Origin of the sequence: Amycolatopsis sp. NPDC049159 (assembly GCF_040648295.1) — a bacterium.
Taxonomy (GTDB): domain Bacteria; phylum Actinomycetota; class Actinomycetes; order Mycobacteriales; family Pseudonocardiaceae; genus Amycolatopsis; species Amycolatopsis pretoriensis_A.
The window spans coordinates 321,514-341,453 of the sequence record NZ_JBEZDL010000002.1; the positions used below are offsets into that span (position 1 = coordinate 321,514).

General features: G+C 72.8%; 18 protein-coding genes. 11 read left to right on the forward strand and 7 right to left on the reverse strand.

What is annotated here, in order from left to right; all coding sequences use genetic code 11:
• Window positions 1-4 precede the first annotated feature (4 nt).
• The gene (locus tag AB0B33_RS04750; protein WP_247012024.1) at window positions 5-835 is read left to right on the forward strand and encodes an LLM class F420-dependent oxidoreductase; all 831 of its coding nucleotides are present in this window, start codon (window positions 5-7) and stop codon (window positions 833-835) included.
• A gap of 7 nt (window positions 836-842) precedes the next feature.
• On the opposite strand, the gene kstR is transcribed toward AB0B33_RS04750, so the two are convergent.
• Window positions 843-1,463, reverse strand: a complete 621-nt coding sequence (kstR, locus tag AB0B33_RS04755; protein ID WP_247012022.1) for a cholesterol catabolism transcriptional regulator KstR — start codon at window positions 1,461-1,463, stop codon at window positions 843-845.
• Window positions 1,464-1,609: 146 nt separating this feature from the next.
• Between kstR and AB0B33_RS04760 the strand changes: the two genes are divergently transcribed.
• From AB0B33_RS04760 to AB0B33_RS04770, 3 genes are all read left to right on the forward strand, one after another.
• Window positions 1,610-3,655, forward strand: coding sequence for an acyl-CoA dehydrogenase family protein (locus AB0B33_RS04760; protein WP_360766864.1), 2,046 nt, complete (start codon window positions 1,610-1,612; stop codon window positions 3,653-3,655).
• 77 nt (window positions 3,656-3,732) lie between these two features.
• A complete protein-coding gene (locus AB0B33_RS04765; RefSeq protein WP_360766867.1) occupies window positions 3,733-6,969 on the forward strand; it encodes an SNF2-related protein in 3,237 nt (1,078 codons plus the stop codon).
• Entirely contained in the window at window positions 6,969-8,129 is a 1,161-nt protein-coding gene (locus AB0B33_RS04770; RefSeq protein ID WP_360766870.1) for an SWIM zinc finger family protein, read from the forward strand. The genes AB0B33_RS04765 and AB0B33_RS04770 overlap by 1 nt, the downstream gene beginning before the upstream one ends.
• Window positions 8,130-8,184: 55 nt before the next feature.
• On the opposite strand, the gene AB0B33_RS04775 is transcribed toward AB0B33_RS04770, so the two are convergent.
• Together AB0B33_RS04775 and AB0B33_RS04780 are read right to left on the reverse strand one after the other, a co-directional pair.
• Window positions 8,185-8,835 carry a DUF4145 domain-containing protein gene (locus tag AB0B33_RS04775; protein ID WP_360766873.1) on the reverse strand — a complete coding sequence of 217 codons (651 nt, stop codon included), beginning with the start codon at window positions 8,833-8,835 and terminating at the stop codon, window positions 8,185-8,187.
• Between the two features lie 41 nt (window positions 8,836-8,876).
• Entirely contained in the window at window positions 8,877-10,112 is a 1,236-nt protein-coding gene (locus tag AB0B33_RS04780; RefSeq protein WP_360766876.1) for an alpha/beta hydrolase, read from the reverse strand.
• 64 nt (window positions 10,113-10,176) lie between these two features.
• On the opposite strand from AB0B33_RS04780, the gene AB0B33_RS04785 reads away from it, so the two are divergent.
• Window positions 10,177-11,562 carry a wax ester/triacylglycerol synthase family O-acyltransferase gene (locus AB0B33_RS04785; RefSeq protein WP_360766879.1) on the forward strand — a complete coding sequence of 462 codons (1,386 nt, stop codon included), beginning with the start codon at window positions 10,177-10,179 and terminating at the stop codon, window positions 11,560-11,562.
• Here AB0B33_RS04785 and AB0B33_RS04790 read toward each other — a convergent pair.
• Together AB0B33_RS04790 and AB0B33_RS04795 are read right to left on the reverse strand one after the other, a co-directional pair.
• On the reverse strand, window positions 11,546-12,043 hold the full coding sequence (locus AB0B33_RS04790) for a nitroreductase family deazaflavin-dependent oxidoreductase (protein WP_360766882.1): 498 nt from the start codon (window positions 12,041-12,043) through the stop codon (window positions 11,546-11,548). The two genes, AB0B33_RS04785 and AB0B33_RS04790, sit on opposite strands and share 17 nt — an antisense overlap.
• 13 nt (window positions 12,044-12,056) lie before the next feature.
• Entirely contained in the window at window positions 12,057-12,890 is an 834-nt protein-coding gene (locus tag AB0B33_RS04795; RefSeq protein ID WP_360766884.1) for an alpha/beta hydrolase, read from the reverse strand.
• Between the two features lie 88 nt (window positions 12,891-12,978).
• On the opposite strand from AB0B33_RS04795, the gene AB0B33_RS04800 reads away from it, so the two are divergent.
• The 6 genes from AB0B33_RS04800 to AB0B33_RS04825 all read left to right on the forward strand — a co-directional run bounded on the left by AB0B33_RS04800 (window position 12,979) and on the right by AB0B33_RS04825 (window position 18,516).
• Entirely contained in the window at window positions 12,979-14,028 is a 1,050-nt protein-coding gene (locus AB0B33_RS04800) for an acyl-CoA dehydrogenase family protein (protein ID WP_360766887.1), read from the forward strand.
• Between the two features lie 5 nt (window positions 14,029-14,033).
• Window positions 14,034-15,188, forward strand: a complete 1,155-nt coding sequence (locus tag AB0B33_RS04805) for an acyl-CoA dehydrogenase family protein (RefSeq protein ID WP_360766890.1) — start codon at window positions 14,034-14,036, stop codon at window positions 15,186-15,188.
• Window positions 15,185-16,093 (forward strand): OB-fold domain-containing protein, encoded by a 909-nt coding sequence (locus tag AB0B33_RS04810; RefSeq protein ID WP_360766893.1) that lies wholly within the window; start codon window positions 15,185-15,187, stop codon window positions 16,091-16,093. The genes AB0B33_RS04805 and AB0B33_RS04810 overlap by 4 nt, the downstream gene beginning before the upstream one ends.
• A complete protein-coding gene (locus tag AB0B33_RS04815; RefSeq protein ID WP_360766896.1) occupies window positions 16,090-16,476 on the forward strand; it encodes an acyl dehydratase in 387 nt (128 codons plus the stop codon). The genes AB0B33_RS04810 and AB0B33_RS04815 overlap by 4 nt, the downstream gene beginning before the upstream one ends.
• Window positions 16,473-17,642, forward strand: coding sequence for a lipid-transfer protein (locus AB0B33_RS04820; protein ID WP_360766899.1), 1,170 nt, complete (start codon window positions 16,473-16,475; stop codon window positions 17,640-17,642). Before AB0B33_RS04815 ends, AB0B33_RS04820 begins: the two co-directional genes overlap by 4 nt.
• Window positions 17,643-17,730: 88 nt before the next feature.
• On the forward strand, window positions 17,731-18,516 hold the full coding sequence (locus tag AB0B33_RS04825) for a DUF5134 domain-containing protein (protein ID WP_360766902.1): 786 nt from the start codon (window positions 17,731-17,733) through the stop codon (window positions 18,514-18,516).
• Between the two features lie 65 nt (window positions 18,517-18,581).
• On the opposite strand, the gene AB0B33_RS04830 is transcribed toward AB0B33_RS04825, so the two are convergent.
• Window positions 18,582-19,034, reverse strand: coding sequence for a riboflavin kinase (locus AB0B33_RS04830; protein ID WP_360766904.1), 453 nt, complete (start codon window positions 19,032-19,034; stop codon window positions 18,582-18,584).
• A 57-nt stretch (window positions 19,035-19,091) separates the two neighbouring features.
• Complete coding sequence (locus tag AB0B33_RS04835) at window positions 19,092-19,937, reverse strand: MaoC/PaaZ C-terminal domain-containing protein (RefSeq protein WP_360766907.1); 846 nt, start codon at window positions 19,935-19,937, stop codon at window positions 19,092-19,094.
• Window positions 19,938-19,940 lie beyond the last annotated feature (3 nt).

The window sequence follows — 19,940 nt, forward strand, 5'->3', positions numbered from 1 at the left end:
GAGCATGAAATTCGGGATCTCGACGTTCGTGACCGACGAGGGCATCCGCCCGGACGTACTGGGTGCGGCACTGGAGGAACGCGGCTTCGACTCGCTGTTCCTGGCCGAGCACTCGCACATCCCGGTGAGCCGGGAAACCCCTTACCCGGGCGGGGGAGACCTGCCGCGCGTGTACTACCGCACGCTCGACCCGTTCCTGGCGCTCACCGCCGCGGCCACCGCGACGTCGGAACTGCTGCTCGGCACCGGGATCGCCCTGCTGATCCAGCGCGACCTCATCCACACGGCCAAGGAGGTCGCGTCCCTGGACCTGCTCTCCGACGGGCGCGCGCTGTTCGGCGTCGGCGTCGGCTGGAACCGCGAGGAGATGCGCAACCACGGCACCGACCCGAAGACGCGCGGCGCGCTGATCGACGAGCAGCTGGCCGCGCTCAAGGAGATCTGGACGAAGGACGAGGCCGAGTTCCACGGCGAGCACATCGACCTCGACCCGATCTTCAGCTGGCCGAAGCCGGTGCAGAAGCCGCACGTCCCGATCTACATCGGCGGCGAGAGCGAAGCCGCGCTCAACCGGCTCGCCAAGTACGGAGACGGCTGGCTGCTCCGGGGCTACACGAAGTACCAGGAGGCCCAGCGCGTCCGCCGCTGGCTGGCCGAGCAGGGGCGCGAAGACGTCCAGTTCGCGGTCTTCGGCGGCCCGACGATCCCGAAGGTGATCGACGGCTTCCGCGAGGCCGGTGTCGAGCGGTACACGTTCCTGCTGGACACGCTGCCGGAAGCGGAGACGCTCAAGGCCCTCGACGAGCTGGCGGAGGTGGCCGCCGCGCACCGCTGACCGGCGGCTACTTGTCCAGCAGCAGGTGGACCGACAGTTCGAGGCGGTTGGCGACGTCGGCCGCGGAGGCACGGCGGGTCACCCAGGCCACCAGGTTCGCCATCCAGACGTCGGCGACGACGTGGAAGATGTCCCGGTCGGCCTCGGTGGGCTCGTCGATGCCCATCGCCTTGGCGAACATGTTCTCCATCAGCATCCCGACCTGCTCGACCTCGGCGGCCGCGGACGTGTCGGCGAACATGAAGGCCCGCACCATGGCTTCGGTCAGGTGCGGGTCGCGCTGCATCAGGCGGGTGTTGCGGCCGAGCACGAACATCAGCCGCTCGGCGGGCGTCTCGCCGGGGATGGCCTGGCGCTCGAGCTTCTCCTGCGCGCGCTCGAATTCACGCGCCAGCCCGGAAACGAGCAGGTGGATCTTCGACGGGAAGTACCGGTACAGCGTGCCGAGCGCGACGTCGGCCTTCTCGGCCACGGCCCGCATCTGGACGGCGTCGTAGCCGCCCTTCGAGGCCAGGGCGAGGGTCGCGTCGATGATCCGGCGCCGGCGGTCGCGCTGGGCGGCCGAACCGAGTTCGTCGGCGCCGATCGCGCTCAGGCCGTTGCCGCGCGCCTTGGTCTTGCCGGGCATCGGAGTCCCCCCGTCCTTCGGAACTTGTTCCAGTTCATGACGTAGAGTACCTGTCCTGGCGAAACGTTCAACAATCGACCCACTGGCCGAAAAACTGTAACACGTTCTACACTCGCGAGTAGTGTCCCGTCCCGCGAGGAGGCCCGATGCCGGTCGCGCTCACCGACGAACAGGCCGCGCTGGCCGAGGCGATCCACGCCTGGTCCGCGGCGCACCACCCGCGAGAGGCGGTGCGCGCGGCGGAAACCGGGATTCCTGGTGGGTTCGCCGAGCTCGGCCTGCTCGGCGTCGCACTGCCCGGTGAAGCGGGCGGTGCCGACGGCAGTATCGCCGATCTCGCCGCCGGCCTCGCCGCCGCGGCCGGGGAACTCGTGCCGGGGCCGCTGCTCGGCACCGCGCTCGGCGGCCTCCTGCTCGCCGGGATCCCCGCCGCGAAGGAACTCCTCCCCGCGCTGGCCGAGGGCGAGGCGACCCTCGCCGTGCTGCTGGACGCGCCTTCGCTCGACGACGGCGTCACCGGCCCGGTGCCCGGCGTCGACGCCGGGACGTGGCTGCTGGTGCCGGCCGGCGGCGGGCACGTGCTCCTCGCGCCGGACACCCCGGGCGTCACGGTCGAGCCCCTGGACGCGTTCGACTTCTCGCGTCCGCTGGCGCGTGTCCGCTTCTCCGGTGTCCGCGCCGACGTGCTCACCCTGCCGCCGGTCGCGCCCCTCGCGGCGACGCTGGCCGCGGCCGAGGCGGCGGGCGTGGCGCGGCGGTGCCTGACCGTCGCCGTCGAGTACGCCAAGGTGCGCGAGCAGTTCGGCAAGCCGATCGGCGCGTTCCAGGCGATCAAGCACCTGTGCGCCGAGATGCTCTGCCGGGCCGAAGCGGCCGAAGCGCTGGCCTGGGACGCGGCGTCCGGGCAGCACCCGCTGTCGATCGCGAGCGCGGCCGTCGTCGCCCTCGACGCGGCCGTCGCCAACGCCCAGGACTGCGTCCAGGTCCTCGGCGGCATCGGGTTCACCTGGGAGCACGACGCGCACCTGTACCTGCGCCGCGCGGTCGCGCTGCGGCAGTGGCTCGGCGGCACCGGGATGTGGCGGCGGCGGGCGGCGTCGCTGGCGCTCGAGGGGTCCGAACGCACCCTGAACGTCGACGTCGGCGACGATCCCGCGCTGCGCGAAGAGGTGACGCGGATCGCGGGGCTGCCCGGCGGCGAGCGGCGGGCCGCGCTGGCCGACGCCGGGTTGCTGACGCCGCACTGGCCCCCGCCGTACGGCCGGGGCGCCGACGCCGCGGAGCAGCTGCGGATCGACGCCGCGCTCGCCGAAGCCGGGGTGCGCCGCCCGGATCTGGTGATCGGTGCGTGGGCGGTGCCGACGATCCTCGAACACGGCAGCGACGAGCAGCGCGAGCGGTTCGCCCGGCCCACCCTCCGGGGTGAACTCACGTGGTGCCAGCTGTTCAGCGAGCCCGGCGCGGGTTCCGACCTGGCCGCGTTGCGGACGGCGGCCCGGCGCGTCGACGGCGGCTGGCGGCTGTCCGGCCAGAAGGTGTGGACGTCCTTGGCGCACGAAGCGGACTGGGGGATTTGCCTGGCCCGCACCGACCCGGCCGTGCCCAAGCACAAGGGCATCACGTACTTCCTGGTCGACATGCGCGCCGAGGGCATCACCACGCGGCCGTTGCGGGAGATCACCGGCGACGCCGTGTTCAACGAGGTGTTCCTGGACGACGTGTTCGTGCCGGACGCCGACGTGGTCGGCACGCCGGGTGGCGGCTGGCGGCTCGCGCGCACGACGCTGGCGAACGAGCGGGTGGCCATCGGGAGTGGGTCCGCGGTCGGCGAGAGCGTGCAGACGCTGGTGTCCACAGTGGATCCTTCTTTGCTCGACGATGTCGCGCTCGACCGGCTCGGTTCCCTGGTGGCGGACGGGATCGCGGGGTCGGTGCTGGACCTGCGGGCGGCGTTGCGGCGGCTCGGAGGGCAGGATCCCGGGGCCGAGTCGAGCGTGCGGAAGCTGCTCGGGGTGCGGCACCGGCAGGACGTCGCCGGGTTCGCCGTCGAGCTGGCCGGCAGCGCTGCGCTGCTCGCGGACGGGGCGGCGCAGCGCGAGTTCCTGCTGACGCGGTGCCTGTCGATCGCGGGCGGGACCACCCAGGTGCTGCTTTCGCTGACGGCCGAACGGCTTCTCGGCCTGCCGCGCTGATCTTCGCCGTCGGCGCGAAAGGACCGTTCGTGCCGCCCGGGCCGAAACTGTCGGTGGCGTGTTCTAGCGTTGCCGTCGTGGAGTTCAGCGCAGACACCCAGGCCACCTACCTCCCCGCGGATCCCCCGCGGGAAGGCGTGCTGGCCTTGTGGGGCGACGACGTGGCCGGCGGGACCACGATCGAGCTCGTCCTGCCCCGGGGCGCCAAGTTCGCGCGGACGAAGGTCGACGCGGAGCTGGTGCCCCTCGAACGCGCGCTGCCGCGGCTGCTGGCCGTGGGGGAGGCGGCGAGCCCGGCCGTCGCGGCGTGGTCGGCCGCGGTCAACGCCGGGGTGAACCTCGTGGCGAGGGGGCGGCTGCGCCCGGCCGTGTCCCCGGCCGGCGCGGCGGCCTGGCGGATCGGCCCGCTCGACGCGGCGGACGAGGAACTGCTGCGCGGGCTCGCCGGCGCGTTGCCACCGGAGGCGTACGCGCTGCCGTTGACCGGGCTGAAACGCATCCGCCTGCACTCCCCGGATTCCCTGGTCCGCGCGCTTTGGGACGCGACGGCCGACCTGCTGGTCCGCAGCCCGGCGGCCCCGGTCGGCGCCGGCGACCCGGCGTTCGCGGCCCGCGAACCGGCCCTGCTCGGCCCGGACGGCGCCGCCTGGCTGGCCGAGCTGGAGGCGCGCGAGCCGCGGGGCGTGCAGGTGCTGCTGCGCGTCGAGGGCTCCGGCGACGACACGTTCGCGGGGGTGCTGGCGGTCCGCAGCCTGGCCGAGCCGAGCCTGGTGGTGGAGGCATCGACGCTGTGGGACGCCCCGGACGCGGTCCTGAACCGCCTCGGCGACCAGGTCGAGACCCAGCTCCTGCTGGGCCTGCGTCGCGGCGCGCGAGCGTGGGCGCCACTGGGCCGGGTGCTGGCCGAGCCGGCGCCGGCGTCGCTGGTCCTGTCCGACGACGAGGTCGTCGACCTGCTCGCCGACGGCGCCCGCGACCTGGGCGGAGCGGGCATCGAGGTGCTCTGGTCGAAGGGCCTGTTCGCGGGCGAGGTGAAGGCGAAGGCGAGCGCGACCCAGGCCCCGGCGAGCGTCGCGGGACCGGAGTTCGCCCTGCGCAGCCTCCTGGAGTTCCGCTGGCAGCTCAGTCTGGGCGGCGAGCAGCTGACGGAGGCGGAGGTCGCGGCACTGGCCGAGGCGAAGCGCCCCCTGGTCCGCCTGCGCGGCCAGTGGGTCCGGGTGGACCCCCAGCTCCTGGCCCGCGTCCGCGGCCGCACCCGCAAACTGGAGGCGGGCGAAGCCCTGGCGGCGGCCCTGACGGGCGAGCTGGAACTGGACGGCGAGCGCGTCGAGTTCGCGGCCCCACCGGTGCTGGGCGATCTGGCCTCTCGCCTCCGCGACCGGGCGGCGTCGGAGGTCGTGACACCGCCGGGGCTGCAGGCGACGCTACGGCCGTACCAGCAGGCGGGCCTGGCCTGGCTGGCGACGATGACCGGCCTGGGCCTGGGTGCTTGCCTGGCGGATGACATGGGGCTGGGGAAGACGATCCAGCTGATCGCTCTCCACCTGCACCGCCGAGCCCTGGCCCAGCCTGTCCCTGGCCGGCCCGAGCGACTCGCACCAGCCCGCCTGCCCAGCCCCCAGCCCCCGCCGACCCCGGCCGAGCTTCGACCCGCCGGCGCCGAGGCCTCGCTCGCTGCCGCCGGGCCGCTGCCGACCTCACCCAGCGGCGCAGTCGATGCCCCGCCGCCCGGCGCAGACCTCCCACGGTCCGCGCCCCGGTCCGCCGGCGTCGATGCCCCACCCGCTGCCGCCATGCCTCGGCCTACCGGCGTCGATGCCCCACCCGCTGCCGCCATGCCCCGGTCTGCCGGCGTCGATGCCCCACCCGCTGCCGCCATGCCTCGGCCTACCGGCGTCGATGCCCCACCCGCTGCCGCCATGCCTCGGTCTGCCCACGCCGATGCCCCGCCTGCCGCTACCGAGCCCCGGTCCGATGGCGCGGATGCCCCGTCAGTGCCCGCCGCCGTCGCCCCGGCTGCCGGTGCCGAGCCCGGGCCCGCCGGCGCCGAGACCCCACTCACCGGCGGGCCCACACTCGTCCTCTGCCCCACTTCCCTCCTCGGCAACTGGGAGCGCGAGTTCGCCCGCTTCGCCCCCGAAATCCCCGTCCGCCGGTTCCACGGTGGCAGCCGCCACCTCGACGACCTCGCCCCCGACGAAGTCGTCCTCGCCACCTACGGTGTCCTCCGCCGCGACCGCGAAACGCTGTCCGAAGTGGACTGGGGCCTGGTCGCCGCGGACGAAGCGCAGCACGTCAAAAATCCGCTGTCCGCCACGGCCAAGGAACTCCGCAAAATTCCCGCGCGAGCCAAGGTCGCCCTCACCGGCACCCCGGTCGAAAACCGCCTCACCGAACTCTGGTCCATTGTGGACTGGACCACCCCCGGCCTGCTCGGTCCGCTCGACCGCTTCCGCCGCACCGTCGCACGGCCGATCGAACGCGACCGCGACAAGGAAGTCACCGAACGGCTCGCCGCCACCGTGCGGCCGTTCCTGCTCCGCCGGCGCAAGTCCGATCCGGACATCGCGCCGGAGCTGCCGCGCAAGACCGAGACCGATCGGTTCGTGCCGCTCAGCGCCGAGCAGACCACCCTGTACGAGGCCGTCGTGCGCGAGAACCTCGCCGAAATCCGCGAGACGCAGGGCATCAAGCGGCGCGGGCAGGTGCTGCAGCTGCTCACCGAGCTCAAGCAGATCTGCAACCACCCGGCGCAGTTCCTCAAGGAACCGCACGGCGCGCTCACCGGCCGCTCCGGCAAACTCGCCGCCTTCGAAGAACTCCTGGACGTGATCCTCGACGAAGGCGAGAGCGTCCTCGTGTTCAGCCAGTACGTCCAGCTCTGCCGCCTGCTGGAACGCCGCCTCAAGGAGCGCGGCCTGCCCACCGAAGTCCTCTCGGGGGACAGCTCGCCGTCGAAGCGGGAGGACATGGTCGACCGGTTCCAGGCCGGCGAGATCCCCGTGTTCCTGCTTTCGCTGAAGGCGGGCGGGGTCGGGCTCAACCTGACCCGCGCCACCCACGTCATCCACTACGACCGCTGGTGGAACCCCGCCGTCGAGGACCAGGCCACCGACCGCGCCTACCGCATCGGGCAGGACCGGCCCGTCCAGGTGCACCGGCTGATCGCCGAAGGCACCCTCGAGGAGCGGATCGCGGAGGTGCTCGAAAAGAAGCGCGGGCTGGCCGAGTCGATCGTCGGCGCGGGGGAGGACTGGATCACCGAACTGTCCGACGACGCCCTCGCCGACCTGGTCCGGCTCGGGAGCGGGTGATGCCACCCCGGCGGAACTTCGGCACCACCTGGTGGGGCCGCGCCTGGGTCGAGGCCCTCGAACAACGCGCGAAACTCGACCCGAACCGGCTGCCCCGCGGCCGCACGTACGCGCGCAAGGGCACGGTCACCGAGCTGCACTTCGGCGCCGGCGTGATGACGGCGCGGGTGCGCGGCAGCCGGCCGCAGCCCTACAAGGTGACCATCACCATGCGCACCTTCACCGACGGCGAATGGGACACGCTGCTGGGCGTCGTCGGCACGCAGCTCGGGCACGCGGCGGCGCTGCTCGACGGCGAGCTGCCGGCCGCGCTCGCCGAGCAAGCCCGGGAGGCGGGCGCCGACCTCCTGCCGGGCCCGGGCGACCTGCGGCCGCGGTGCTCGTGCCCGGACTCGGCGAACCCGTGCAAGCACGTCGCCGCGGTGTACTACCTGGTCGCCGACGAGGTGGACCGTGACCTCTTCACGCTGTTCCTGCTGCGTGGCCGCCCGCGGGCCGACGTCCTGGCCGAGCTGCGCGCCCGCCGGTCACCGTCCCGCGCGGAGAAACCGAAGCTGCCGAAAGCCGCGGACGAAGGCCTCACCCCGCGAGCGGCCTACACCCGGCGGCCGGGCCCGATCCCGGCTCTACCCCCACCGCCCCGCACGGCGGGTCCGCCGGCGACCCTCGACCTCGACCCACCCCCGGCCACGGGCTGGACGGCGGCCGCCCTGTCGACCCTGGCGGCCGACGCGGCCTCCCTGGCCCGCGACCTCCTGATCGGCGGCGTGACGGCGGCCGAGCTGACGTTCGAAGAGGACCTCGCCCGCCGCGCGGCCACCCGCACCGCCCCGGAAATCACCACCCTCGCCACGGCGGCGGGCGTCCCACCCCGAGACCTGATCCGCTGGGCGGAAGCCTGGCGCGAAGCCGGCCGCGGCGGCCTGTCAGCTCTGCGCGACACCTGGCAACCCGGCCCCGGCCCCCTGGCGGAGGTGCAAGCGATCCTGGCCGAAGCGGGCCTCCCGGGCCAGCCGAAGATCTGGCGCAACCGTCTCACTCAGGGCGGCTTACAACTGCGCTACGGCCGCGACGCCCGCTGGTACCGCTTCACCCGCTCCGGAACGGAGTGGCGTTTGGACGGCCCACCCTCGGCGAGCCCGGTGGACCTGGCCTACTGATCGCTCGCAGTGGCGGTGACTCCGGTGAGTGCCCTCGTGACCCGCTTTGACGACATCAGCTGGGGTATGTCTCGTGAAAGTATCGCTTGAGCGCCGGACGCCCCGACTGGCTTACAGCGATGCGGCCTTCGTCTTGCAGTTCCCGAAGTCGCTGCTCGGTGTACCGCCATGACCGTCCGGCAGGCGGGTAGCTACCGCCGAACGAGAAGATCAAATGGGGTCGATGCGCTGGGAACGTGAGGTCGGCCAGGCGATATGCGCCCGCCTTATCGACCTTGGCGTACCCCAGTTCCTGAGGCGACGGCGGTGTGTAGGGTTTCGGCTGATAGTCCGCGTTCAGCGTCGATTCGAGCCAGTCGCCGAGTTTGTGGCACACGCGAACCAGGTCGAAGGCCTCGGCGCGGGCCTCATCGAACTCGTGGACGGCTCTGTTTCCTCCCAAGCGCACCTTGTGGCACAGCGCGCTGATCTCACTGTCGAGCACGCCTTTGTCCTCCAAGACGGTGATGCGCTGATGGAGAGGCCTGTCACCGGCGCCCAGATCGGTTCGCTGCCACAGGAGCTGAGTCATTCGTTCGACGAATTGCCGGGCTTTGACCATCGATGCGTTCGGCTCGTTGACGACAAAGTTGTCTGCGGAGATGCCAAGACGGGCGAGCTTTCGATCGATGGTAATCAGATGACCGAAATTTGTTTCTCCTCGCATCGGCCGACACCCCTCGCCTGCTGCTCTTTGCTGACGGAACTTTACCGGTTCGCTGCCTTCCAAGTGTTGTACGTGTGGTCCAGGAACCGGGCCACCCCGCGGACCACGTGCGCGCTCCGCACCGACGTGAACACGTCGAACGCGTGCTGCGCCCCCGCCAGCTCCGCGTACGCCACCGGCTGCCGGGACTTCTCCCGCAGCCGCCGGACGAACTCGCGGGCCTCGCGGACCGGGACCAGCGAATCGTCGCGGCCGTGGATCACGAAGAACGGCGGCGCCTCCGAACTCACCCGGTCCATCGGTGAGGCCGCGATGTAGTCGTCCAGGTGGTTGACCGGGTCGCGGTCGGGGGCGAACACGCGCCTCGCGAGCAGGCTCTCCAGCCGGTACTGACTCGCCCGCGAACCCGACGTCGCCGCGAAGTCGTACACGCCGTAGTGCGGGACGCAGGCCTGGACGCTCGTGTCCGCGTCCTCGAACTCCGGCTGCAGCGCCGGGTCGTTCTGCGACAGCGCCAGCAACGCCGACAGGTGACCGCCCGCCGAACCGCCGGTCACCGCGACGAAACGGGGGTCGCCGCCGTACGACGCTATCTGTGAACGGATCCACGCCAGCGACTGCTTCGCCGCCACGATGTGCGCCGGCCAGCGGTGGGTGGGGGAGAGCGGGTAGTTGATCGCCACGCACACCCAGCCGCGGCGGGCCAGGTAGCGCATCAGGGGGCGGCCCTGCTCCTCCTTGTTGCCGATCACCCACGCGCCGCCGTGGACCTGCAGCAGCACCGGGGCGCCGGACACCGGCTCGGCGGGCCGGTACACGTCGAGCAGGAACCGCTTGCCGCCCGGGGCGTACGCGATGTTGCGGTCCACCCGGACGTCCGGGGCGCCCATCCGGAACGGCAGCGCCAGCTCGCTCCACGGGAGGCCGAGGTCGGAGCGGCCCAGCTCGGCCGCGTAGTCCTCGCCGAGCGCCGAGGTCAACGCGCCCTCGATCTCTTCGCGGGCGCCGTGGCCCGTGCGGATCAGCGCGCCCAGGCCGGCGGCGGACGCGGCGGCCATGGCCAGGCCCGCCTGCGTCGAGCGGTCGCGGGCGCCGTGGCGGGCCAGGTGGAGCGCGGTGTCGGCCGCGGTCAGGGCCAGGAGCTGGGGCGCCAGCTCGGCGGTCAGCCACCCGGCGAAGAACACCGGGATCGTCGTCGAGCGGGCCCGCAGGGGGCGGAGCGCGTTCGCCGTCAGACCGAGCTGGACCGCGCGGCGGATCAGGAAGTTCGGCTGCACCAGCGCGATGATACCGGTGAGTAGGGTGACGCGCCGCTCACCGGAAGTGGCTTACCCTGGCGCCATGCAGAGACTGAGCGGCCTCGACGCGAGCTTCCTGTACCTCGAGACGCCGTCCCAGGTCCTGCACGTCTGCGGGCTGCTCACCCTCGACGGCTCGACCGTCCCCGGCGGCTACAGCTTCGCGAAACTCAAGGCGCGGCTCGAAGAACGCGTCGCGCTGATCCCGGCGTTCCGCCGCAAACTGCACAACCCCCTCTGGAACCTGAGCCATCCCGTGTGGATCGAGGACGACGACTTCGACCTCGACCACCACGTGCACCGCATCGGCGTCCCGGCCCCCGGCGACCGCGCCGAGCTGGCCGAGCTGTGCGCGCACATCGCCGGGCAGCAGCTCGACCGCGCGCAGCCGCTGTGGCAGCTCCACGTCATCGAAGGACTGGCCGACGGGCAGATCGCCGTGCTGCTGAAGATGCACCACGCCAGCGTCGACGGCGTGAGCGGCGCCAGCCTGATCACCCACCTCGCCGGCCTGGAGCCCGACGCGCCCGCCCCGGCGATCGAGCAGCCGCGCAACCCGGCCGCGCCCTCGCCGCTGGACCTGCTCCGCGAGGGCGCAGGGAACGTCGTGCGACGTCCCGCCGAAGTGGTCCGGCTGCTGCCCGACCTGCTGGAGCTGGTGCCGCGGTGGCTCGGGAAAGCCCTGCGGGGCAAGGGGATGCCGATCCCCTTCACCGCGCCGCGGACGTCGCTGAACGGCACGATCACCGGGCACCGCAGCGTCGCGTTCGCCCAGCTGGACCTCGACGACGTCAAGAACGTCAAGAACGCCTTCGGGGTCACGGTGAACGACGTCGTGCTCGCGCTCGTCGCCGGCGCGCTGCGCGAGTTCCTCGAAGCGCGCGGTGAGCTGCCGGACGACCCGCTGGTCGCGACCGTCCCGGTCTCGGTGCACGACCGGACCGAGCGCGACCACGGCAGCAACAAGGTTTCCGCGTTCTTCGCCTCGCTCCCGACGCACCTGCCCGACCCGGCCGCGCGGGTGTTCTTCCTCGCCGAGGCCAACCGGCTCTCGAAGGACCACCACCACGACATCGACGCCGACATGCTGCAGGACTGGGCGCAGTTCTCGGCCGCGACGGCGTTCGGCCTCGCCGTGCGCGCGTACTCGGCGCTGCGCCTGGCCGAGAAGCACCCGGTGGTGCACAACCTGGTCGTCTCCAACGTGCCCGGCCCGCCGATGCCGCTGTACTTCCTCGGCGCGCGGATCACCGGCCTCTACCCGCTCGGCCCGGTCTTCCACGGCGCGGGCCTGAACGTCACCGTGCTGTCCAACGCGGGCAAGGTGCACGTCGGCCTGCTGGGCGCGCGCGAGCTGGTCAAGGACCTCTGGCCGCTCGCCGACGCGCTGCCGGAGGCCCTCGACCAGCTGCTCAAGGCCGCGGGCTGAGCACCACGACCGGGATCTCCCGGTCGGTCCACGCCTGGTACTTCGCGAAGTCCGCATAGAGCTCGACCAGGCGCGGCCACAGCTCGGCGCGTTCGGCCGGCGCCGCGACGCGGGCCGTCACCGGGACGTCCCGGCGTCCCTTCAGGTGGATGCGCGTCTCGGGGGCCGCCCGCAGGTTGAAGTACCACTGCGGGTGCCGCGGCAGCCCGCCCTGCGAGGCGACGATGACGACGTCCCCGCCGGACCGCAGGTAGAGCAGCGGGGTGGTGAACCGGCGCCCGGACTTGCGGCCGCGGTGCTCCAGCAGCAGCGTCGGCACCGGCTTGCGGAACCCGGCCCCGACCCGCCAGGTGCTGCCGATCCGGCCGCCGGTCAGCTTGAAGACCGCGACCTGCGCCTTCGCGCCGTACTTCATGACCTTCGCCGTCACCGGCGAGTCCAGGCCGTCGGGTTTCTGCTCCGGCAGGCTGAAGCGTCCCATCGTGGTTCCTTCCTCAGAGGGAGTGGACGGCGGCGAGCAGGGCGGGCACCCACCGGTCGGCGGCCAGGACGCACGCGGCGTGCCCGGCCGCGACTTCGTAGGTGGCCGCGCCCGGGATCCGGCGGGCGAGCGACCGCTGGTGGTGGGGCGCGATGAACCGGTCCCGGCCGGTCACGACGACCGCCGTGGGCAGCCGCAAGGTGTGGAGCCACGGCGTCGAGTCGAACCGGCCGATCTCGTCGACGGCGACGGCGATCTCCCACGGCTTGGTCGAGCGGAACTCCCGCAGCCCCCACCGGTGGTCCTCGACGCGCCGCAGCGGGGCGGCGGGCGCGACCGGCAGCTTCACGCGCTCGCGCAGCTGCCGCACCGTCCGGCCGAAGACGTCGAGCGCGACGCGCTGCCGGAGCCCGCGGCGGAAGGTGCTCGCGGTCGAGCACAGCACCAAACCGGTAACACGTTCTGGCTCGGTGCGGGCGACCAGCTGTGCGACCAGCCCGCCCATCGAGTACCCCGCGAGCGCGAACCGGCCGATGCCGAGCGCGTCCGCGACCGCGGTCACGTCCCCGGCGCAGTCGGCGAGCCGGAACTCCGGCGAGCGGATGCCCCGGCCGTGCCACCGCTGGTCGAACACGACCACGCGGTGGTCGCGCGCCAGCCCGGCCAGTGCCGGATACCAGGTCAGCAGGCCGGTGCAGGCCACGGAGTGCAGCAAGACGAGCGCGGGCGCGTCCCGCGGGCCGACGTCGGTGACCACCGTCCGCCCACGGCCGGGCAGCTCGAGGGGAACCGGGTCGGGCACGCCCGCCGTGGGCGGCACGGTGACCAGCCGCCGCGTCGCCGCCATGCCGCTGCACCTCCGGGGGTTGCCGCGCCGGTCCTTTCCGGTTAAGACTAGAACATGTTCCAGTATTGCGCCGAGCCGGAGGTCGGGCGTGGACTTCACCCTTGACGACACGCAGAGCGAGATCGCCGCGCTGGCCGCGAAAGTGCTCGGCGCCGAAGACGATCCCTGGCGCGCCCTCGCCGGATCGGGCTTGCTGGCGCTCGCGCTGCCCCCCGATCTCGAGGGCGACGGCCTGGGCGTCGCCGAGGTCTCGCAGGTCCTGACCGAGGTCGGCCGGGCCGCCGCGCCGGTGCCCGCGTACGCCGCGCTCGCGCTGGGCGTCCTGCCGGTCGAGACGCTCGGGACGCCCGCCCAGCGCGCGGAGTTCCTGCCGCCGGTCGCGGCCGGGGAAGGGCTGCTCACCGCCGCGCTGCACGAGCCGTCCGCGCCACTGACCGCCGACCCCGCCGCCTCCGCGCGCGCGGCCAACGGGAAGTGGCTGCTCGACGGCGTGAAGACGGCCGTCCCGTACGCCGCCGAAGCCACCCGGATCCTCACGCCGGTGACCACTCCGCACGGCACCGCCGTCTACCTGGTCGACCCGCGCGCCGACGGCGTCACGCTCGTCCCCACGCGGAACTCGGCCGGGACGCCGGAGTGCACCCTGCGGCTCGACGAGGTCGCCGTCGAAGAGGCCGACCTGCTCTTCGACCGGGGCGCGGTCGCGGCGCTGCACCGGTTCGCGCTGGCCGGCGCGCTCGCGCTCGGCGACGGGCTGGTGGCCGGCGCCCTCGCGCTCACCGTCAAGCACGTCGGCGAACGCGCCCAGTTCGGCCGTCCGCTGGCGGCCTTCCAGGCGGTGGCGGGCCAGATCGCCGACGTCTACGTCGCCGCGCGGACCGTGCACCTCGCCGTGACGTCCGCGGTGTGGCGGCTGGCCGCCGGCCTCGACGCGGACGCCGAACTGGACATCGCCGCCTACTGGCTCGCCGAGGAAGCCCCGAAGGCCCTCGCGATCTGCCACCACCTGCACGGCGGTGTCGGCGTCGACGAAACCTACCCGCTGCACCGGTATTCGTCGGCGGTCAAGGATCTCGGCCGGGCGCTCGGCGGCGCCGCGCACCGGCTCGGCAGGCTCGGCGAACGAGTGGCGGGGTGAGCGGGATGCACGTCGAACTGACCGCGGCGCAGAAGGACCTGCGCGCGGAGCTCCGGGCGTACTTCGCCGGGCTGATCAGCCCGGAAGAACGCCGGGAAATGCGGCGGGAGCGGCACGGACCGGTGTTCCGCGAGATCGTCCGCCGGATGGGCCGCGACGGCCGGCTCGGCGTCGGCTGGCCGAAGGAGTACGGCGGGCAGGGCTTCGGCGAGATCGAGCAGCACCTGTTCGTCGACGAGGCCGCGCGCGCCGACGTCCAGCTGCCGTCGGTGACGCTGCAGACCGTCGGGCCGACGCTGCAGCAGTTCGGCACCGACGAGCAGAAGTCCTTCTTCCTGCCCAAGATCCTCGCCGGGGAGATCCACTTCGCGATCGGCTACACCGAACCGGAAGCCGGCACCGACCTCGCGGCGCTGCGGACGACGGCGGTGCGCGACGGCGACGAGTACGTCGTCAACGGCCAGAAGATCTTCACCACCGGCGGGCACGACGCCGACTACGTCTGGCTCGCCGTCCGGACCGCGCCCGACGCGCCCCGCCACAAGGGCATCTCGATCCTCATCACGGACACCAGAGATCCGGGCTACTCGTGGACGCCGATCATCACCTGCGACGGCGCCCACCACGTCAACGCGACGTACTATTCGGACGTTCGCGTGCCGGTGAACCGGCTGGTGGGCAAGGAGAACGAGGGCTGGCGGCTGATCACCACGCAGCTCAACCACGAGCGCGTGATGCTCGGGCCGGCCGGGCGCATCGGCGGGATGTACGACCGCGTGCGCGCCTGGGCCGCCGCCCACGGTCTGCTCGACCTCGCCGACGTGCGGGCCGTGCTGGCCGAAGCGATGGCGGTGACGCGGGTGAACGAACTGCTGAACTGGCAGGTCGCCGTGTCCTCGGCGACCGCGCCGGTCGTGGTCGGCGACGCGTCGGCGACCAAGGTGTTCAGCTCCGAGGTGATCCAGCGCATCGGCCGGAACCTCGAAGAACTCGTCGCCCGCCACGGCGATCCGGCCGACCCGGACACCGCCGAGCTGGCCGGCTGGCTGGACGTCTCCGCCAAGCGCAACATCGTGCTGACGTTCGGCGGCGGGGTCAGCGAAATCCAACGGGAGCTGATCGCGTCGATCGGCCTGGGCCTGCCGAGGGTGCCGCGATGACCATCGAAGAAACCGCCCGGGAAATCGCCGCCCGCGGGGAGTGCGCGCCGCGCCTGGCGCGGGACCCGGTCAACCAGGCCATGGTGAACAACTGGGTCGAGGCGATCGGGGACGCCAACCCGGTCTACACCGATCCGGAGTTCGCCGCGCGGAGCGTCCACAAGGGACTGGTCGCGCCGCCCGCGATGGCGCAGGTGTGGACGATGGGCGGGCTGAACGTCCCGCGCGGCAGCGACGACCCGCTCGGCCTGATGATGGAGTTGCTGGACGAATCCGGGTTCACGTCCGTCGTCGCGACGAATTCCGAGCAGACCTACCACCGCTACCTGCGGCCGGGCGAGCAGGTGGAAGCGCGGACGAAACTGGAAGACGTCGTCGGGCCGAAGAAGACCGCGCTCGGCGAAGGCTGGTTCGTCACCACGCGGATGACCTGGTACGTCGAGGGCGAAGCCGTCGCGGAGATGATGTTCCGCGTCCTCAAGTTCCGGCCGCCCGCGCCGAGACCGCCGGCGGCACCGGTGCTGCGGCCGGTGATCAGCAAGGACACCGAGTTCTTCTGGGACGGTCTTCGCCAGGGCGAACTGCGCATCCAGCGCTGGGGCGAGACGCTGCGGCACCCGCCGGGCCCGATGCCGCCGGACGGCGCGCTCGACGCCAAGCCGGACTACGTCGTCGCGAGCGGCCGCGGGACGGTGTTCTCCTACGTCGTGCACCACCACCCGCCGGTGCCGGGCAAGGACCTCCCGTTCGTCGTGGCACTGGTGGAACTGGAAGAAGGGGTCCGGGTGATGGCGGAGCTGCTCGACGCCGCGCCGGCCGAAGTCCACATCGGACTACCGGTGGTGGCCGCGTTCGTCCGGGTCGACGACGACCTGACCCTGCCCGCGTGGAAGGTGGCCCGATGACCGTCGCCGAAGGAACGGAACTGCCGCCGCTGACGATCGAGGCGACACCGACGTTCGTCGTCAGCACGGCGCTGGCCACCCGCGACTTCCAGGACGTGCACCACGACCGGGACGCAGCGGTGGCGCGCGGCTCGAAGGACGTCTTCCTCAACATCCTCACCGACACCGGCCTGGTGCAGCGGTTCGTCTCGGACTGGGCCGGGCCGGAGGCGCTCATCCGCTCGGTCAAGATCCGGCTCGGGGTGCCCTGCTACGCCTACGACACCTTGACCTTCACCGGCCGGGTGGTGTCCGCCGACGGCAACGACGTCGTCGTGTCGGTGTCCGGTGTGGACTCACTCGGCGAGCACGTCGCCGGCACCGTGGAGGTGACCCTCCCGTGACGCTCTCGGGCAAGGCGGCCATCGCCGGGATCGGCGCGACCGAGTTCTCGAAGGACTCCGGGCGCAGCGAACTGCGGCTGGCGGCCGAATGCATCTCGCACGCACTCGCCGACGCCGGGCTCTCGCCGTCCGATGTGGACGGACTGGTGTCGTTCACCATGGACGGCAACGCGGAGATCGCGGTGGCGCGGGAACTCGGCATCCCCGAGCTCAAGTTCTTCAGCCGCATCCACTACGGCGGCGGCGCGGCGGCGGCGACCGTGCAGCAGGCCGCGATGGCGGTGGCGACCGGCGTCGCGGACGTCGTCGTCGCGTACCGGGCGTTCAACGAGCGCTCGGGGATGCGGTTCGGCCAGGTGTCCCCGGCCGCGGCCGGCCAGGTGAACTCGTCGGGGGTGGACAACGCTTTCCACTACCCGATGGGCATCGCGACCCCGGCGGCCACCGTGGCGATGGTCGCGCAGCGCTACCTCCACGACTACGGCGCGACCAGCGAGGACTTCGGCCGCGTGGCGGTGATCGACCGCAAGCACGCCGCGACCAACCCGAACGCGTGGTTCCACGAGCGGCCGATCACCCTGGAGCAGCACCAGGCGTCGCGCTGGGTGGCCGAGCCGCTGCACCTGCTCGACTGCTGCCAGGAGAGCGACGGCGGCGTCGCGCTGGTCGTCACCAGCGTGGCGCGCGCCCGCGACCTCGCGCGGCCGCCGGCGGTGATCGCCGCGGCGGCCCAGGGGAGCGGGCCGGACCAGTACGTGATGACCAGCTACTACCGCGACGACCTGGCCGCGCTGCCCGAGATGGGCGTCGTCGGGCGGCAGCTGTGGGGCCAGTCCGGGCTCGGACCGTCCGATGTGGACGTCGCGGTGCTGTACGACCACTTCACGCCGTACGTCCTGATGCAGCTGGAGGAGCTGGGCTTCTGCGGCCGCGGCGAGGCGAAGGACTTCATCGCCGGCGGCGCGCTGGAACTCGACGGCGCGCTGCCGTTCAACCCGCACGGCGGCCAGCTCGGCGAGGCCTACATCCACGGCATGAACGGCATCGCCGAAGGCGTCCGGCAGGTCCGCGGCACGGCGGTCAACCAGGTCACCGGCGCGTCCCGGGTGCTGGTCACGGCGGGCACGGGCGTGCCGACCAGCGGACTCATCCTGACGGGTGACTGAGGCGTCACCTCATTGACGGCTGGTGCGCGGCCGTCGTGGGTGTCACGGTGGAGACACCACCCACGACGGAGAGTGAGGACAGCGCGCGATGGTCGTCGACTGGGCGCTCACGGCGGTGTTCGCGGCCCTGGCGCTGCCGTGCGTGCTGCGGCTGGTCCGCCTCGACTACGCGCGGCTGGGCCACGGCCTCCGCCACGGCGACCTGGCCGAGCTGCTGCTGGTGGTCGCGATGGTGGCGATGGTCTCCCCGGTCGGCGGCCCGATCCCGGCGGCGGGCTGGCAGGCGGTGCTGGTGCTGACGACGGGCTGGTTCACGGCGGCCTGGTGGCGGGGGCGCTCCTGCGCCCATCACGCCCTCTCGGCGGCGGCGATGTTCTACATGGTGACGGCGATGCCCCACCCGGGCACGCACGGCCCGTGGCTGACTATGTCCACAATGGACACCCGGTTGGCCCTGCCGCTGCTGGCGGTGGCGGCGGCGGGGTATTTCGTGGCCGACGCGGTCCGCACGGGGGTGATCGCCCTCCGCGGCACGGCGACGGTGGCCGGACACGCTTCACCCGCAATCGGCGGCGCGGCGACGGTGGCCGACTCCGGGCACGCCTCGCGCCCGATCGGCGGCGCGACGGGGCAGGCCCCGCATGCGATGGGCGGCACGGCCGCGCAGGCCCCGCGGGCGATCGGCGGCACAGCCGGGCGAGCCCTGCGGGCGATCGGTGGCGCGACCGGGCAGGCACCGCATGCGACCGGGCATGCCCTGCCCGGAGCCGGCGGCACAGCGACCGCCGCCGGCTCCGGGCACGCTTCGCGCGCGATCTGCCGGGTGGCGATGGGCGCCGGCATGGGCTACCTGCTCCTCGCCTCGGCTCTCTGACGCCCGCGGGCTCGTGAGTGGGAAACAGTGTTCCAACCCTGTTTCCCGCTCACGACCCGCGCGGATCAGGTGGTGCGGCGGCGGACCTCGCCCAGGGGGCTGTCCTCGGCGGCCGGCAGGGCGGTGGCCGGGTGGGCGAGCGTCCACTGGGTCGCCGTCGCGATGTCGTTCTTCAGCGCCGTGATCAGGTCCTCGGCCGAGGAGTACTTCTCCTGGTCGCGCAGGTGCGAGCCGAGCCACACCACGAGCGTCTCGTCGTAGAGGTCGCCGGTGAAGTCGAGGAGGTGGGCCTCCAGCAGGCGGTAGCCGTCCGCGCCGTAGTACGTCGGGCGGCGGCCGACCGAGATCGCGGCCGGGACGTGCGTTCCGCCGGCTCGGCGGACCCAGCCCGCCCACACGCCGTCGCCCACGGAGCCGTCCTGGTCGCGCAGGGCGATGTTGGCCGTGGGAAAGCCCAGCTCACGGCCGCGCTTGTCGCCCGATTCGACCGTTCCCCGCACCACGAAGTATTCCGGCATCGCGTTCCGTCCTCCCGAGTCGCTCCCCTCCACGGTAGCGGGCGCGCGGGCGGGGGTTCAGAGCGTGGACAGCACCGTGTCCGCCAGTACGGGGGCGTCGTCGCGCTCGGCCGCCGACGTCGTGACCAGCAGCCCGCCGTCCTCGCGCCACACGCGGATCCGCAGCGTCTCGCCGGGGAAGACCACGCCGGCGAACTTCGTCGCGAACGACGCCACGCGGGCCGGGTCGCCGTCGAGGAACTCGTCGACCAGTACCCGCGCGACGATCCCGTACGTGCACAGCCCGTGCAGGATCGGCCGGTCGAAGCCCGCCGCCTTGGCGAACTCGGGGTCGGCGTGCAGCGGGTTGCGGTCGCCGCACAGCCGGTACAGCAGCGCCTGCTGCGGCAGCGTCGGCGTCTCGAGCACGGCGTCGGGCTCGCGCGAAGGCCACTCGATGCGGTCCGACGGCCCCCGCGAGCCGCCGAACCCGCCTTCGCCGCGGGCGAAGATGCTCGACCGGGCCGTCCACAACGGACTCCCGTCGGACGAGGTCACCGCGACCTCCTGGACGACCACCGCGGCCTTGCCCTTGTCGTACACGTCCGCGACCCGCGAGCGGGCCACGGCTTTGCCGGACACCGGGATCGGCCGGTGCAGGGTGATCTCCTGCTTGCCGTGCAGCACCTTCGCCAGGTCGATCTCCACACCGGGGAACGACACCGCCGGCGGCTCGAACACGCGCAGGTTGGCCGCGACCGTCGCGAACGTCGGCAGCACCACCAGGTCCCGCTCGTAGGTGTAGCGCAGCTCACCGGGCCCCGCGCCCAGCGCCAGGTGGTAGAGCAGCACGTCCGACGACGTCCAGGCGAAGCTCACCTCGCCGATCTCGGCGCCGATCGCGACGTCGGGGTTGATGGGCACGCG